The sequence below is a fragment of the Acidaminobacter sp. JC074 genome (genome assembly GCF_022496765.1).
Classification (GTDB): domain Bacteria; phylum Bacillota; class Clostridia; order Peptostreptococcales; family Acidaminobacteraceae; genus JABXKX01.
This window is the reverse complement of the sequence record NZ_VANV01000018.1, coordinates 1-15499: the sequence shown is the minus strand read 5'-3', so window position 1 is coordinate 15499 and position 15499 is coordinate 1. Positions and strand designations below refer to the sequence as shown.

Annotated in this window: 16 protein-coding genes; 10 read left to right on the top strand and 6 right to left on the bottom strand. The window is 33.5% G+C overall.

The features are described from left to right. The first annotated feature begins 91 nt into the window (after positions 1 to 91). Complete coding sequence (locus EZV73_RS19495) at positions 92 to 1132, top strand: cysteine-rich CWC family protein (RefSeq protein ID WP_240842088.1); 1041 nt, start codon at positions 92 to 94, stop codon at positions 1130 to 1132. A gap of 21 nt (positions 1133 to 1153) precedes the next feature. Here EZV73_RS19495 and EZV73_RS19490 read toward each other — a convergent pair whose 3' ends face one another. After that, positions 1154 to 2536: a diguanylate cyclase gene (locus EZV73_RS19490; protein ID WP_240842087.1), complete on the bottom strand. Its 1383-nt coding sequence runs from the start codon at positions 2534 to 2536 to the stop codon at positions 1154 to 1156. A gap of 77 nt (positions 2537 to 2613) precedes the next feature. Then, a complete protein-coding gene (locus tag EZV73_RS19485; RefSeq protein ID WP_240842086.1) occupies positions 2614 to 3801 on the bottom strand; it encodes a cation:proton antiporter in 1188 nt (395 codons plus the stop codon). Between the two features lie 155 nt (positions 3802 to 3956). Between EZV73_RS19485 and EZV73_RS19480 the strand changes: the two genes are divergently transcribed. The 3 genes from EZV73_RS19480 to EZV73_RS19470 are packed head-to-tail and all read left to right on the top strand — an operon-like array spanning position 3957 to position 5618. After that, positions 3957 to 4394, top strand: coding sequence for a MarR family winged helix-turn-helix transcriptional regulator (locus EZV73_RS19480; protein WP_240842085.1), 438 nt, complete (start codon positions 3957 to 3959; stop codon positions 4392 to 4394). Further along, positions 4394 to 4942 (top strand): peptide-methionine (S)-S-oxide reductase MsrA, encoded by a 549-nt coding sequence (msrA, locus tag EZV73_RS19475; protein ID WP_240842084.1) that lies wholly within the window; start codon positions 4394 to 4396, stop codon positions 4940 to 4942. The genes EZV73_RS19480 and msrA overlap by 1 nt, the downstream gene beginning before the upstream one ends. A gap of 55 nt (positions 4943 to 4997) precedes the next feature. Then, entirely contained in the window at positions 4998 to 5618 is a 621-nt protein-coding gene (locus EZV73_RS19470) for a hypothetical protein (protein ID WP_240842083.1), read from the top strand. 18 nt (positions 5619 to 5636) lie between these two features. Here EZV73_RS19470 and EZV73_RS19465 read toward each other — a convergent pair whose 3' ends face one another. Genes EZV73_RS19465 through EZV73_RS19450 form a run of 4 tightly spaced genes read right to left on the bottom strand, consistent with a single transcriptional unit; the run spans position 5637 to position 8250 of the window. Further along, a complete protein-coding gene (locus EZV73_RS19465; protein ID WP_240842082.1) occupies positions 5637 to 5969 on the bottom strand; it encodes a DsrE family protein in 333 nt (110 codons plus the stop codon). Between the two features lie 9 nt (positions 5970 to 5978). Beyond that, a complete protein-coding gene (locus EZV73_RS19460; RefSeq protein ID WP_240842081.1) occupies positions 5979 to 6239 on the bottom strand; it encodes a metal-sensing transcriptional repressor in 261 nt (86 codons plus the stop codon). Beyond that, the gene (locus tag EZV73_RS19455; protein WP_240842080.1) at positions 6226 to 7551 is read right to left on the bottom strand and encodes an MATE family efflux transporter; all 1326 of its coding nucleotides are present in this window, start codon (positions 7549 to 7551) and stop codon (positions 6226 to 6228) included. Before EZV73_RS19455 ends, EZV73_RS19460 begins: the two co-directional genes overlap by 14 nt. A 45-nt stretch (positions 7552 to 7596) precedes the next feature. Beyond that, positions 7597 to 8250 (bottom strand): RecX family transcriptional regulator, encoded by a 654-nt coding sequence (locus EZV73_RS19450; protein WP_240842079.1) that lies wholly within the window; start codon positions 8248 to 8250, stop codon positions 7597 to 7599. 55 nt (positions 8251 to 8305) lie between these two features. Here EZV73_RS19450 and EZV73_RS19445 point away from each other — a divergent pair, with 55 nt between their 5' ends. The 6 genes from EZV73_RS19445 (at position 8306) to EZV73_RS19420 (ending at position 15033) form a co-directional block, all read left to right on the top strand. After that, entirely contained in the window at positions 8306 to 9301 is a 996-nt protein-coding gene (locus EZV73_RS19445; RefSeq protein ID WP_240842078.1) for a S66 peptidase family protein, read from the top strand. After that, a complete protein-coding gene (locus tag EZV73_RS19440) occupies positions 9301 to 9930 on the top strand; it encodes a TraX family protein (RefSeq protein WP_240842077.1) in 630 nt (209 codons plus the stop codon). Before EZV73_RS19445 ends, EZV73_RS19440 begins: the two co-directional genes overlap by 1 nt. Before the next feature lie 8 nt (positions 9931 to 9938). Next, positions 9939 to 11720, top strand: a complete 1782-nt coding sequence (locus EZV73_RS19435; RefSeq protein WP_240842076.1) for a sensor domain-containing diguanylate cyclase — start codon at positions 9939 to 9941, stop codon at positions 11718 to 11720. A 127-nt stretch (positions 11721 to 11847) separates the two neighbouring features. Beyond that, on the top strand, positions 11848 to 12486 hold the full coding sequence (locus EZV73_RS19430) for a hypothetical protein (protein WP_240842075.1): 639 nt from the start codon (positions 11848 to 11850) through the stop codon (positions 12484 to 12486). Positions 12487 to 12489: 3 nt separating this feature from the next. Further along, the gene (locus EZV73_RS19425) at positions 12490 to 13893 is read left to right on the top strand and encodes a flotillin family protein (RefSeq protein ID WP_240842074.1); all 1404 of its coding nucleotides are present in this window, start codon (positions 12490 to 12492) and stop codon (positions 13891 to 13893) included. A 456-nt stretch (positions 13894 to 14349) separates the two neighbouring features. Further along, positions 14350 to 15033, top strand: a complete 684-nt coding sequence (locus EZV73_RS19420; RefSeq protein ID WP_240842073.1) for a hypothetical protein — start codon at positions 14350 to 14352, stop codon at positions 15031 to 15033. Positions 15034 to 15499 lie beyond the last annotated feature (466 nt).

Sequence of the window (15499 nt, the reverse complement as noted above, 5' to 3'; positions counted from 1 at the left end):
TCTATTTATATTACAACTCTTAAAATATTAACGCTTATAGGTTGGAATGTCAATAATATCTGATATAATACACATATTGAGAGAGGTAAATATGATAGAAAAAGGTAAATGTCCCATTTGTGGAAAAACAAATCAATGTGCCATCACATTAGGTGAGGAACCTTCAACGTGTTGGTGTATGACAACTAAAGTTCCAAAGGATCTTGTAAGTAATATACCAGATGAGTTTAGAAATATCTCATGTGTTTGTAGAGAATGTGTAAAAAATTATAATAAGAAGGTCTGCGTGGTCGGTTCTTTAAATGTTGACCATGTCTTAGATGTGAAAAACTTTCCTAAGCCTGGTGAAACAATAAAGGCTAGTAAATTAAGTACTTTCTTTGGAGGAAAGGGTGGTAATCAAGCCACAGCTTGCTCAAAACTTGGACTGACAACCAGTATGCTGGGTTCTGTGGGCTCAGATGGTCACGGAAACAGTTATATAGAACATTTTACTAACATGGGTGTGAATACTAATCTGATTCACCAGTCTAATATTTCTGGTCAAGCATTTATTCAAGTAGACCAAGAAGGTGAGAATAACATAGTTACAATTGGTGGTGCCAATTACGATCTTTCTATCCAATGGATAGATGACCACCTAGAAGAAATTTTAGAACATGATGTCTTTTTATTTTCTTTAGAAATTCCTCAAGATCTTGTTCTTTATTTAATGGAAATACTAGAAAAACATCATAAGTTGATTATTTTAGATCCAGCACCTTTTGCAAACTTCCATGTAAAGATGTTAGATTATACGGATTACATCACGCCGAATAACAGTGAATATGAACAGATAAAGTCTTATTTAAAGCCAAGTCATCATGTGATTGTTAAAAGAGGAGAGAAGGGATCAAAATACATCCATAATGAGATCTCTATCAACATACCGCCGTATCCTGTTAAGGCAATTGATACAGTAGGTGCTGGTGATACATTTAATGCAGCATTTTGCTTTGCCCTTGTTTTTAACTACACCATAGAAGATGCCCTTATGACATCAAATATAGCAGGTGCTATGGCAACAACTAAACCCGGTGCACAAACTGGTATGCCATCGCTGCAGGAACTATTAAGAATCAGATACAAGTAAAGACCATTTTCATGGTCTTTTTTAAGTGATGGCGTTTTTACCGCGATCTTTTGATCTATATAATTTTGCATCCACCTGTTTTAACATATTGTCAACAGTCAGGCCTATTTCATACTTGGCTATACCACCTGAAATAGTTATTTTAATCTTATAATTATCATATTTAAAAATATGATTTTGAATATGATTTTTTAGTTTATCAGCCAAGATCAATGCATCCTTATGATCTAGGAAGTTAAAAGTCACTACAAATTCATCTCCAGCTATTCTAGCAAGCATATGATTGTCATCAAGGAACTCTTCTGTAAGTCGACACAGTTCTCTTAATATAAAGTCACCTATTTGATGACCATATGTGTCATTGATTTCCTTAAAAGAGTCTATATCCATCAGTAACATAGAAAAGTTTTTATCAGCGTTTATCAATGTCTCGATATAATTGGTGAAATACCGCCTATTATAAGCATCTGTTAAGAAGTCATGATTGCTTGCATGTGTAACCGTTTTGTTGGTTTCTCTTAAAAGGATGTTTTCATGTTCTTTCTCATTAATATAAACCTGTAATTTAGCCTTTGTCGCCATGAGTTCACGTTCTTTTTTTATAACAGATTCCACGAGTTTAATGTATTTATTTAAGTAATCATTACTTTCTTCATAACGATTTTGCAATGCCATGACCTTTGCAAGTCTTTTGTAGACAGACCTTTGTTCATAAGAAAGTTCATGCATTTCAATAAGACCAATTGTTTTCATATACCATTCATTTGCCTTATCAATCTGATTACACAGACTGTAATATGTTGCAAATAGAAGATTAACCTCAATCTTATTAGGATAGTTATCTGAAAGCTCAGGTCTCACATAAGCCTCATTTAGATAATCAAGAACTCCCTCTGTTATGTTTTGCTCGAGTCTTAGTCGAGCTAAATCCACTATATAAGCAACAGAAAAGTCACCTTGTGTATATAATTTAACATCATCTAAGCTTTGGCTGGCACCAGCATAATCTTTTAAATCAAGCTGGATGGTGGCGATATTCCCTAAGGTATATTCCAAAACATAGTCAAAGTCATTTGATTTGCAAAAGTCTACATATTCTTTTAGAAGAGTGATGGTCTGAGTCGTATCACCTAATACATAATAAGTTGCTGTCGTAATTTCGTAATAGAGTCTTATGGAATCTCTTGTATTAATCTTTTTAACCAGACGGCTGATGGCTTCTGATAAAAAGAGAAACTTTTCCATTTTACCTTGCTCGAAGGCTGTGATTGTATAATTAAACAAATCATAACCGATCTGGTCATAACCATTGGATAAATCATAGTTCAAGTACAGTTCTATGGCAAGCTTAATGATTAGTTCATCATCTTCATTTTTTATTGCATCATATATTTTATCGATCATAAAAGCTCCTTTCCTATTATTATACTAGAATTTACAGAATAATACAGCATTTATTTTATGCAAAAAAAGAACTGGTATCAATCCAGTTCCTGTTCTATAAGATGATTGGACCCCCAGCGAATGCCTATGAGACCGAGTGGGGCAGTGATGATAATTGACAATACAGCGATTGCAAGTATTAACTCACCAGATGCAACGCCTAAACTTAGTGGTACAGCACCTATGGCTGCTTGAACGGTAGCTTTAGGTATATAAGAAATTGCACAGAAAATACGTTCCTTGGTATTGAGGTGAGATCCGTGTGTGGCAATCATAACACCAATGGTTCTAGCAATAAGACCTATAAAAATAAGTAATATACCTTTAAGGCCAGATTCAAAAGCCACATGAATATTTACTTGCGAACCTATTAAAATGAAAAGTAGTATCTCTGCAAATATCCATATCTTATTGTATTTAACTGAAAGTCTTTTGGCTACAACCTCTCTTTTTTCTAAGATGATAAAACCAATGGTCATCACACCTAATAAAGATGCAATAGGCACAAGGCCAAATAACCAGGATTCTAAACTTGTTAGTAGGGTAGCAATACCTAAGATGATTAAAACTTTTTTGGTATCTCTTATATGGTGTTTTTCAAAAAACTTAACCAATAACAAACCTGATACTGCACCTATGGCAATACCTAAGATAATTGATAAAGGAATGTTTAACAGTTGGATACCTATGTTGTTTTGTGTACCAGAATATAAACCTAAAAAGGCTGTATAAATGGTTATGGCAAAAACGTCATCTACTGATGCGCTGGCTAATATAAGTGTCGGTATACTTTTGTTGGTACCTTTCTTTTCTTCAATATAGGTAAGCATAGAAGGTACAACCACAGCAGGTGATACAGCCGCTACAATAAATCCGAGAATACCACCTTCTACAAAGCTTAGGCCAAATAATTTAGTAGAAACAAATAGAATGGTAAGCCCCTCTAATATGCCTGGTATAAAGCTCATTTTTACAGCTGTTTTACCAACCTTGTTTAAGTTGTCTCTTGAAATACCTAAACCAGCCCTAAGTAAGATGATGATCAAGGCAAGTTGTCTTAAATCTTTTGATATAAGTAAGATGGTTTCATCTAATAAATCAAAGGCGTAGGGACCCAATAAAATACCAACCAATAACATGCCTAGAAGGCCTGGTAATTTCATTTTCTCAAATAGATACTTGGATAAAAGTCCCAATAAAATAATTATAGCAATACTTGTTGTCATGTTTTATCCTTTCTTTCTTTGGGTATTATAACATACACAAGAAGTTTGATACAGTATTTAAAATGGTTAAACTTGTTTTTTTATCAAAAATGGGTTTTAATATTAATATAAGATTATATTTACGAAAAGAAAGGAGAAGCCTTTAGGCGAATAATATGGATAATAATTATGTAGTTTATTCTTTTAACAAAGTAAAGAAAATGATGCATCAATTTGTAGACCAACAGATCAAGAGTTTTGATATTCACGATTTAGTACCAGCTTATGGCGACATATTAACAGCTCTTTATATCAATGAAGGTCAACTTAAGATGAATCAAATCAGCGAACTCGTTGGTAAAGACAAATCTACTATAACTGTACTTGTAAATAAACTTGCTGACAGAGGTTATGTAGAAAAAGAAAAAAGTAAGTTGGATAAACGCGTTACTTATATTCGTTTATCGAAGAAAGCTTATAGCCTAGAAAATGAGTTTCATACCATTACTTCAAATGTAAGAAATGTTGCTTTTAAAGGTTTTTCTGATGAGGAAGCCAAGCAGTTTATGGAATACCTTCATAGAATGCACGACAATTTTGAGGAAAATCTTTAATGATAAAGTATGCTTATTTTGCAGGTGGCTGTTTTTGGTGCATGGTCAGCCCATTTGATGTATTAGAGGGAATATTAGAAGTAAAATCGGGTTATATGGGAGGCGATCTTGATAATCCAACTTATGAAGATGTAAAAAAGCAAACATCTGGTCATTATGAGGTTATTCGTATAGAATACGATGATGCGATCATTAATTATGACAAGTTGCTTCAAGCATTTTGGCGTCAGGTAGATCCGACAGATGACGAAGGACAGTTTCAAGATAGGGGCCCTTCTTATAGAACAGCTATCTTTTATTCTGATGCTCATCAAAAGGAAATTGCTGAAAAGTCGAAACTCGAGATGGATGCGTCTGGACGCTTTGAAGGTCCAATCCTTACACCTATTTTTCCTGCTGGTAGTTTTTATCTAGCAGAAGATTATCACCAAGACTTTTATAAAAAAGATCCTACAGCCTATAAACTAGATCGGTCTAAATCTGGTAGGGATGAGTTTATAAAGAAAACATGGGGCGATGATTACTATAAGATTTATGACGAAAACTAGCTTGCTAGTTTTTTTCTACGTTTAATGGGTAAAAATATCATAAGGAGGTGGCGTTATGACCAAATATACCAGCGTATTTGATATGAAGGGTAAAACTTTTGATGATTTTATGAGAAAGTATGGGGACATATTTAATCCAAGATTTGTAGATTTGGAATATTATAAGGCTTATTATTTAGGTAAGTATGATGAAACCATCCCAATATTTAATTATTTGAAGCAACACTATAACATAGATAGTGTTGTCTATCCAGGCAGCTTTATTCATCTTGCACCATCCTATGCATTTTCAAACGTCACATACATTGATAAATATGAACATGTTGATGATTTCTTTGAAGATCCAGATGTTTTAAAGTACATCTCACTACATAAGATCTATGAAGAAGAAACAAAGATGACCTTTATCAATGAAGCTTATGAAAAACAAAATGGTCAATACGATCTTATGATTTCATCTAATGGCGGTCCAGTTTCTTTGGAATGTTTTGATTTGTTAAAAGATGGGGGACTCCTACTGGTCAACAACGGTCATTCAGATGCTGATAATGCCTTTGATAATGAAAAGCTGACTTTTCTAGGATACTTCAATGTAAAAGGTGACCATAAGACTGTAGAGTTTGTAACAGAAGGTAAAAGTAAAAAGAGTGAAACATATTATCTGTTCAAAAAATAAAGGTGGTTAAACCACCTTTTAAAATGTAATCACTTTTGCATCTGACTTTAGATATTCAGTTAGTGGTACGCCCATATACTTAACCTCAATGCCAAGCAAAGCCAACTTATCAGAAACACCATAGGAATCGCTGCAAGCTTTACAAGCAACAACTTTGATATCTTTTTTTAACATCGATTCAATATTTAATTGTAAATCTTCGTCCTCAGCTAGTAGTTTAGAAGAAGGGCCCCAGATAACCAACTCAATGTCATCCCACCATTCATAAACCTTGGCATTGTAGACGTACATGTGGACCATTTTCATAGCCACTTCCTTGTCACCACTTGTCCAAATAACTTTTAAATCCATAAGGTCTCCTTACAATAATTTATCAATAGATTTGTTAAGATCTTCTAATGCTTTTTCATCGCCACTTTTAGCAGCGTCAATGATACAATGGTTGATGTGGTCTTTTAAAATTACCTTACCAACGCTGTTTAGAGCACTTTTAACAGCGGCAATCTGATTAAGAATTTCTGTACATTCTCTATCTTCCTCATACATCTTCTGAATTGATTTAGCATGACCAGAAATCTTTGCCAGTCTAGCCATGACAGCCTTTTTATTAGGATGACTCATAACTAAATTCCTTTCTTAATATATCAGTATCTTTTGTTTTTTTCTTAAACCTGATCCATAAGAGGCTACCTCTAAATGTAACATCAATGGCGTAAGATATCCAAACGCCTATTAAACCCATTTTCAGATATATACCAAAGAATAGCGTGCCAAGTATTCGAATCACCCAAATACCTATTGTGGTTAAGTAAAACGGGTATTTCACATCTCCAAGTGCTTGAAGTGAAGAAGCGATGACTTGGGTAGAACATAAAAACGGTTGGAATAAGGCGATGATTCTAAGAACCATGGTTACCAATCTAATGATTTCAGGATCATCTGTAAAAATACCGGCCAAGTTAGGTGCAAAGACAAAGAAAACAATACCGATTGCTACCATAAAGATAGTAGAGTACTTAAAGGTCAAAAGACCAATCTTTTTTATATCGTGAAAGTTTTTTTCGCCAATGGCATGTCCAATAATGGTAAAGGCTGCTACACCAAAGCCCATTGCTGGTAGGTAAGAATAACCCTCTATGGTACCTGCAATGTTATGAGCCGTATAATGGGTGATACCAATTGTAACAATTAAACCACCGTATACCAATTGTCCAATCCTCATCGAAATTTTTTCTAGTCCGACTGGGATAGCGTATTTGACCATCTCATGAATGTCTTTGGTAAAACTTAATTTAAAGCTTGATAAAAACCCAGTTCGCTTATTTAATTGAACCATTAATATGACACAAGCAACTAATCTAGAAAAAGTTGTGGCCATACCTGCCCCTAATATACCGTATCTTTGAATCAGGATATAATCCAGTATAACATTAATTACGTTTATAAAAAAGACAGTCATCATTGGTGTTTTGGTATCACCAAGAGATTTTAAAATAGAAGACAAGACTGTCATAAATGAAAGACTCGCTATGGGGATGATAACCACATTAAAATAGATGTGTGCAGTTTCAACGAGTTCATAGTCTTTACCTATGAAATGTAAAAAGTCGTGTCCAAATACAATGTTTAAAATTAAAAACAGAATGCTGATAAGCAAGGTCATCAGTAAACCATTTTGAATATTCTCTTTTACTTTTATACTATTATTTTCTCCATCAGCCCTAGCGGTCATGATACCAATACCTGTACCTAGAGCTATAAAAAAGGTTAAATATAGATTTGAAATAAGTGTATTGATACCTACAGCTGAAATAGCTAAGGATCCTATTGTGGCTACAAAGTATGTATCTACTGTAGATAACATGATTTGCAGGATGTTTTCAATGATTGACGGAATTGCCAACTCGAAGATGTTTTTCTTAAATTTAGTCATATCCTACAACCTCCCTCGGGGGTTATTTTAACATAGAATAAAAGCCTAATCAATAGGCTCTTCATTTAATGCATCTTCCAAGGCATCTTTTACTGTGTAAATGTTAAAGCCTTTTTGTGAAAGGGCTTGATAGACTCTTTGTTTTAACTCATACTCGCTGTATTTCTTTTTACTTAATAATTGCTTATATTTTTTTAAAGCAAGCACCTTAGCATTGTCATAATCAAAGTCAATCATTTGGTCTTTATAGTAATTGATGGCTTTTTCAATGACTTTTGAAGAAACCCCCTTTAGTTTTAAATCATGTTTGATTCTATATAGGCTGTGTCTAGATAGGGTAGCTTTGTCATGTATGAAGGATTTGGTAAACTCATAGTCATTTAGATAGCCATATTCATATAGAAAATCAATGGTCACGTTTACCATATCCTCCGTATTACCAAGCTCATACAGCTTACTTTTAACCTCACTTTCACTTCTCATTCTATAAGAAATATAGTTGAGGGCATCAGCTTTAGCCTTGGCATAGACCTCTTTTAATAATATATCTTCTACAGTGGCTTCATCTATAACCATATTGACATAGAGTCCCAATGAAACAATAACATCCTCATGGATACCCATCTTAAAGTCACCATCAATGTATAAATTATATCTTTTTAAATTTTTCTTTTGTATTTCAATCTTAGTAATTTTCATGCTTTCTCCTTATACTTGTATTATACTAAACTTATGAAAGAAAGTAGAGGAATTTATGATTATAGAAAAAAATTCGAAAATTGCCATTATTGCACCATCGAGTGGAGCAGCAACTATGTTTCCAGATGTCTTTCAAAGTGGTTTAGATATTTTAAAGAAAATGGATTATGAATGTGTTCTATATCCTACATGTAAGATGACGTCTAGAGACTTGTATGAAAATCCAGAGTTAAGGGCAAAAGACTTAAATGATGCCTTTTTAGATCCATCTATTAAAGGCATCGTATGCGCCATAGGGGGTTATGAATCCATCCGAATACTTAACCATCTGGCTATTGATGAGATCCTTAAACATCCAAAACCAATTATGGGTTTCTCTGATGCAACAACATTTCTATCATATCTGAATGCCTTAGGGATGACGACCTATTACGGACCATCTGTAATGGCAGGCTTTGCTCAAATGGATGAAGATATTCACTATCTTGATAACATAAAAAAGTTTTTACAAGTCAGCTGGGATGAATATACTTTAAAGTTGTCAGATTATTATGTAGATGGCTACAAAGATTGGTTCAAGTATCCTAATAAGTTCTTAGAGAGAAAAACACCCTATGCACCATTCGAATCTTTCGGTGGTGACTTTGAAGGCAAACTCTTTGGCGGATGCATTGAAGTGCTTGAATTTATGAAGGGAACCAAGTATTGGCCGGAATTAGACTTTTTTAACGATAAGATCTTGTTCTTTGAAACGTCAGAAGAGAAACCGACACCTGATCAAGTTGGATACTTCTTAAGAAATTATGCCACACAAGGCATCTTAAACAGGGTATCAGGCGTTATATTTGGACGATTCAAGGACTATAGTGAAGAAGATTATGAAAGAGTTAAAAAGATTATATTAGATATTTATGAAGTAGAGCTTAAAATTCAACCGAAAATATGCTTTAACTTAATGTTCGGACATACAGATCCTAAATGGATTTTACCTCTTGGTATGCATGCTAAAGTAGACACAAGTGCCAAGAGTCTTATCATAAAGAGGTTATAATGAGTGCTTATTATTTAAAATGGATTGCTGTAATCCTTATGATCATTGACCATATAGGTTTTTTCCTATTGCCACAATACAAAATACTAAGAATCATCGGGAGACTGTCATTTCCCATATTCGCTTTTCTCATTGCCAATGGTTACTCCTACACTAGGGATGTAAAGAAGTACTTTCTTAGACTCTTTGTATTTGCATGTATCATACAAATACCATCCTTGTTTATGACACTGCCTGTAAATGTGTTTTTCACCTTAAGCTTCGGCCTTTTATCTATCATGGTGTTTGAAAGCAAACAAGATGATTTCATTAAATTAATTGAAATTCTGGGCCTTGTGTATTTAGCACATATAATAGGGAGCGACTATGGGGCCTATGGGGTTATCATGATACTTGTCATCTTTATGACAAAAGAACGATATTTACTGATGTCAGTGGGTATACTAGTACTGAGTGTCTTATTTTACTACAAACCATATGCCTGGTTTAATATCCAATACTTAGCGGCCTTGTCGCCATTTATAATTATGTTTTACAATAAGAAACCAGGAAGAAAGATGAAGTATTTCTTTTATTTATTCTATCCTATACATATGGTTATCTTACAAGTTATTAGTCAATATTTTTAGAGGTATTTATGAATTTAGATGAACTCATTTTGAAATTAAATCAAACCAGAATCAAGTCTTATACAGATGATAGTAAAGGAAAAATCCTAAACGTCTTAAACAAGAGCGGTATAGGTGTTTTTGAATGGTATTATAATGAGTTGGATTTTTATGCAAATGATAGAGTATTAGAACTTATAAAAAGTGATCAGGTCAACTTCTTATTAGAAGGCGTTCAGAAAGCTTTTGAAGATAAGGAGAAATTCACAGTCCTTAATCATTTTATGAAACTCTTCGAAGGTGAGGACCTTGTTGTCTTTGAAAGACCATTTTTTAATAACAAAGTTTGGTATAAGTTGAGTTTTTCAAGAGACAAATCTAAAGCAGTTATTACAGGTGTTATTGAAAACATCACAAGTTTAAAAAGCGCACAAGAAGATGTAAAAGGTTTATCCAGTCAGCTAGAGCAATTTTTAGATATTATACCATTACCTATGTATTACTATGACACAGTAGGTAACTTGATGTTTACCAACCAGTTTCATAGTGCTGATCTTTCACGTATTAACAAGATTATTGAAAAATATGTACATGATCAACTCTTAAATATTGATGACTATGAATGGATTAAAAGTCTTAGTATAGAACAGTATTCTGACCACCATATGAAGATGAAGGTGACTTATTTTCTAAGGCATAAACTCCATGTGAATATCATTCACCGAGTAAAGATCAAAGATGATTCTAATGCTGTAGGTATCTTGTATCTTCATGAGGATGTGACCAACTATCAGACTGATAATTCTCAACTTAATAAGATACTAAAAGCCAATGAACTGGTTATAGAAATTAAGGACATTGTGGATCATGCCAATGACTTAACTAAGATGTATGATTACCTCTTAGAAAAAATCAACACAGTTATACCTGCAGCTAAAAGAGCGTGTATCCTAAAGATAAACTCAAATGATGATCTGTATATAGATGCAGATTACGGCTTTGAGAAGTCCTATATAGAAGATATGGTCATACCATTTAAAAAGTCTTACGCAGCCAGACACTTGGCCGGTAACTATGACAAATCCATCATCATTGATGAGATAGATAAAAAATACCTGGATCTGTTACCTGATGGTACAAAGCTAGAAGCTGAGTTCATTTTAAGATCCAATATCACAACACCACTTGTTATCAATGGCAGTCTCTATGGTATTTTATCAGTAGACAGTGATACATCACATGTCTTTGATGATGTCGACTTGAATTTATTAGATTATATCAAAATTCAGATTGAAAGGGCCATTGTTAAATTCAAGAACATGAGAAAGGTCAAGCGTGATTCAATTATAGATCCATTAACAGGTATCTTTAACAGAAGACATCTCGTAGACCTCTTTGATACTTATGTTATGGATGCAAACGAGCTTGCTAAGTCATTTGTTTTAGTTTTATTTGACCTTGATAAACTAAAAAAAGTTAATGATTCTTATGGTCATGTAGCTGGAGACCAGGTCATAAAGCAATTTGCCTTTGTAATCGAAAACGAAATAAGAGATTCTGATGTCATAGCCAGAATAGGTGGTGATGAATTTGTAGGTATCTTTTGGGATATTGAAGAAAAGCATATATTAAATCGTTTAGAAAATTGGAAGGACTTATTTGATACACATCCAATTTCCTATGAAGGCAATACCATCATTACTAAATTTTCTTATGGTATAGCATCCTATCCAAAACACAAGGTCGGTTTTGAAGAACTATTAAATATAGCTGACAAGGAAATGTATGCACAAAAGAAAAAGAAAAGCTAAGCACCTTAAGAGGTGCTTTTTAAATGATTAAAATTTAATGTATTTTATTATAGGACTTGGTTATTAATGGTTTTATTTGATACAATTAAGAGGATTAATCATTATATCATAGAAAGAAGGTGAAAAAATGGGACAGTGGTGGCAGTTAATGACACAGTTCGAAAGATTTTTCTGGATTATTGCCTTACCGGCAACGACTTTTATGGTCTTACAGACAGTCATGACATTTTTAGGTCTGGGTGGCGATGATTTAGATGCAGATGTGGATGTAGATACGGATGGCGACTTTGATTTAGATATGGAGTCAGATGGTGATATTGATACTGAAGCAGAAAGTGATTTTTCTTTTGCATGGCACATCTTTTCAGTAAGAAACCTGATTGCATTTTTAACTTTCTTTGGATGGACTGGTATCGTTTTAATACCTAAGATGGATTCCAATGTACTCGTAATAACACTTTCAGTTATAGGTGGATTTATAGCCATGATGGTCAGTTTTGGTTTGTTTTATTTCATGCAGAAAATGACCAATGATGGATCTGTAAAACCATCTCATGCAGTTGGAAGAGTTGGTCATGTTTATATTCCTATTCCTAAAGATAAGTCAGGTCTTGGGAAAATAACCTTAATTATTTCAGGTGCATCCAAAGAACTGGATGCTATGACCAATGATCCTGAAACAATTAAAACCAACACACCAGTCAAAGTAGTCGGATTAATCGAAAAAAATATCTTATTGGTTAAAAGAGTAGATGAAAAGGAGTAAGAAATGACAGATTATACACCAATATTTTTAATAGTCATCGCCGTATTTGTATTTGGTATGATTGTCGCTGTATTTAGCCGTTATAAAAAATGTCCGTCGGATAAAATTTTGGTTAAGTATGGTAAGGTTTCAAAGTCATCAGCAGGTGACCAACGTTCTGCTAACTGTATTCATGGTGGTGCGGCATTTATATGGCCAGTATTCCAGTCATATGCATTCCTAGACTTAACACCAATTTCAATTGAAGTTAATTTGACTAATGCACTGTCAAAACAAAACATTCGTGTGGATGTGCCTTCAAGATTTACAGTTGGTATTTCAACAGAAGCTGGTGTTATGCAAAATGCTGCTGAAAGACTTTTAGGTTTAAAACTACCTGAAATTCAAGAATTAGCTAAGGACATTATTTTCGGTCAATTACGTTTGGTAGTAGCTACAATGGATATTGAAGAAATTAACACAGATAGAGATAAGTTCTTAGCTGCTGTATCTAGCAATGTGGAAACAGAATTAAAAAAGATTGGTCTTAGACTTATCAACGTTAACGTTACTGATATCAATGATGAATCTGGTTATATCGTAGCACTTGGTAAAGAAGCAGCTGCAAAAGCTATCAATGAAGCAAGAGTTTCTGTTGCTGAAAAAACTAAAGACGGTTCTATTGGTGAAGCCAATGCCCAAAGAGATCAGAGAGTTCAAGTAGCTGAAGCAAATGCTACTGCTGTAGAAGGTGAGAACTTAACAAAGGTTACCATTGCAAACTCAGATGCAAGTAGAAGAGAGATGGAAGCCAAGGCAAACAAACAAGCCGTTTCTGCTGAAAAGATTCAATCTGCCTTAGCACTTCAAGAAGCATATGTTGCTGAAGAAGCAGCTGAACGTGCAAGAGCCAATAAGGAAAGAGCTACTAGAGAAGCCGACGAACTGGTTATCGCTAGAGTTGAAAAAGAAAAAATTGAGATTGCTGCTGAAGCTGAAGCTGAAAGAATCAGACGACATGCAAAAGGTGAAGCGGATGCAATCTTTGCAAAAATGTCTGCTCAAGCAGATGGTATCAATGCCATGTTAATGAAACAAGCTGAAGGTTTCAAAGAAGTTGTTAAAGCATCTGGTGGTTCTGCAGACGATGCAGTTAAACTTATGATCGCTGATAAGATGGAAGACCTCGTTAAGATTCAAGTTGAAGCCATTAAGAACCTTAAGATTGATAAAGTTACAGTTTGGGACAGCATGAGTGGTGGTTCTCCAAATACTGCTGATTTCTTGTCAGGCATGATGAAAGCTGTACCACCAATGAATGAAATGTTCAAAATGGCAGGTATGGACTTACCTAAATTCTTAGGCAGTGATGTACAAGATAAGCTTGACGATGCAGTAAAAGAAACTGTTATTGAAGAGTTAGAATAGATGATATGATACATATTAAACAGTGATTCGTCACTGTTTTTTTATGAGACTTTTCTTAACAAGTACAATAAAATTTTAGAAGTGTTATTATTTTATATCAGCCTCATCAAAGGTCATACTTAAACGAGAAAATTCTGATATGTAGGGATCGATCTGTGAAAGTATCATATAAATATACATTTGAAGATATTGGGAGACAATATCTTTTTTCTGTAGTAAAATTATGGCAAATACTATTTTGCGTACAACATATTCAAATAAAACTATTTGCTTTAATGAATTTTAAAGTAATATCGTGGTTTTACAAAGTCAAAATGCTAAGTTGGAACTCTCCCTCTCTTATGACTATGTTTAAAGAGATTTCCGTGTTTGCACCAATGATAACATTATTGGTAGGTGAAGTTTTTTGTGTTCTCATTTCTATTTTGGATACACAAGTTGAATGGAGGTAATAAATTGGTTAATAAATATTCTAAAATTGCATTGATTATCATATTTGTATTAATTATTTTTCTTGTCGGCTTATGCTTTGATTTTTATAGATTTAAGAATTATGTCGTTGAAGATACTGTAGAAGCAGATATTAATATGTTAGTTAGGAACTCATATAAAACAGAGGCTATTCTAAATAGGGTAATTGAAAATGAGTATATGCTGAAATCTGATATTGAACTTTTGAACGAATCATATTTAGAGTTCTATGGCAATCTCACAGATATTTTCCATGTTATCGAACGTGTTGAGGGGAAAAAGTTCAAAAGAGTTGAAGCAGACTATACTCAAAAAATTGGATATGACTCAATTCGAGATATCTTATCTATAAGTTATATGGAAGAAAATAAAAAGATAAACGAAGATATTAAGTATAAACTTAATGATGCAGAGTTGGACAATTTCATACATGTCAGAGGTTATTATCGAGATTTAATAAATCTATTTGAATCAGAATATGATATGTATAATCATCTTGAATTTGTTTTTAATGAATATAATGAAAACAACCATATTTACTCTGATTTACAAGTGAAACTTAAAAGTGATTTTGATGAGAATCTGGTTCCACCAAGTATAAAACTATCTTCTTGGAATAATTCATGGATTGATTTGATATTACAATTATATTTTATAAATTCAAAATAAAAGTTTTATTTGTGAATGTGATTGTGATTGACTTTTTAATAATATTAGGCAAGTGCAACTAATTTAGCGTGATTGCACTGATTTGTGTGTGTTAGTTAATATCTTTAATATGACACGAAATGAAAGGTTGTTATCATATATGGAAAGGAACTACTAATAATGAGGAAAGTTTTTGATATGACTAGCCTAAAAAAACATTGGATATATTATTTACCAGTATTAATTTTTTATATATTATTTCTTATTCTTAGTCGATGGCCAATTTTTAATCGTACAGTTTATTATTATGATGTAATTTATGGAGAAAGCATTCTAGATTGTTAATGCTTTCTTAGTCTGACCTTGCCTTGCTCACTACTTTTGCCAATAGTTGATTGCTTAGATTGCCAAACTATTGTGAGTGGAAAACCATGGTGAACCATGGCTTATTCCATCTCTAATTTTTTATTTATTTCTTTTATCGTGT

Coding starts and splice junctions, on each gene's coding strand:
- EZV73_RS19490 (WP_240842087.1), bottom strand. CDS start 2,536: ATGATCGATAAAATATATGATGCAATAAAAAATGAAGATGATGAACTA.
- EZV73_RS19430 (WP_240842075.1), top strand. CDS start 11,848: ATGGGACAGTGGTGGCAGTTAATGACACAGTTCGAAAGATTTTTCTGG.
- EZV73_RS19485 (WP_240842086.1), bottom strand. CDS start 3,801: ATGACAACAAGTATTGCTATAATTATTTTATTGGGACTTTTATCCAAG.
- EZV73_RS19450 (WP_240842079.1), bottom strand. CDS start 8,250: ATGAAAATTACTAAGATTGAAATACAAAAGAAAAATTTAAAAAGATAT.
- msrA (WP_240842084.1), top strand. CDS start 4,394: ATGATAAAGTATGCTTATTTTGCAGGTGGCTGTTTTTGGTGCATGGTC.
- EZV73_RS19435 (WP_240842076.1), top strand. CDS start 9,939: ATGAATTTAGATGAACTCATTTTGAAATTAAATCAAACCAGAATCAAG.
- EZV73_RS19445 (WP_240842078.1), top strand. CDS start 8,306: ATGATTATAGAAAAAAATTCGAAAATTGCCATTATTGCACCATCGAGT.
- EZV73_RS19425 (WP_240842074.1), top strand. CDS start 12,490: ATGACAGATTATACACCAATATTTTTAATAGTCATCGCCGTATTTGTA.
- EZV73_RS19480 (WP_240842085.1), top strand. CDS start 3,957: ATGGATAATAATTATGTAGTTTATTCTTTTAACAAAGTAAAGAAAATG.
- EZV73_RS19465 (WP_240842082.1), bottom strand. CDS start 5,969: ATGGATTTAAAAGTTATTTGGACAAGTGGTGACAAGGAAGTGGCTATG.
- EZV73_RS19495 (WP_240842088.1), top strand. CDS start 92: ATGATAGAAAAAGGTAAATGTCCCATTTGTGGAAAAACAAATCAATGT.
- EZV73_RS19460 (WP_240842081.1), bottom strand. CDS start 6,239: ATGAGTCATCCTAATAAAAAGGCTGTCATGGCTAGACTGGCAAAGATT.
- EZV73_RS19455 (WP_240842080.1), bottom strand. CDS start 7,551: ATGACTAAATTTAAGAAAAACATCTTCGAGTTGGCAATTCCGTCAATC.
- EZV73_RS19470 (WP_240842083.1), top strand. CDS start 4,998: ATGACCAAATATACCAGCGTATTTGATATGAAGGGTAAAACTTTTGAT.
- EZV73_RS19440 (WP_240842077.1), top strand. CDS start 9,301: ATGAGTGCTTATTATTTAAAATGGATTGCTGTAATCCTTATGATCATT.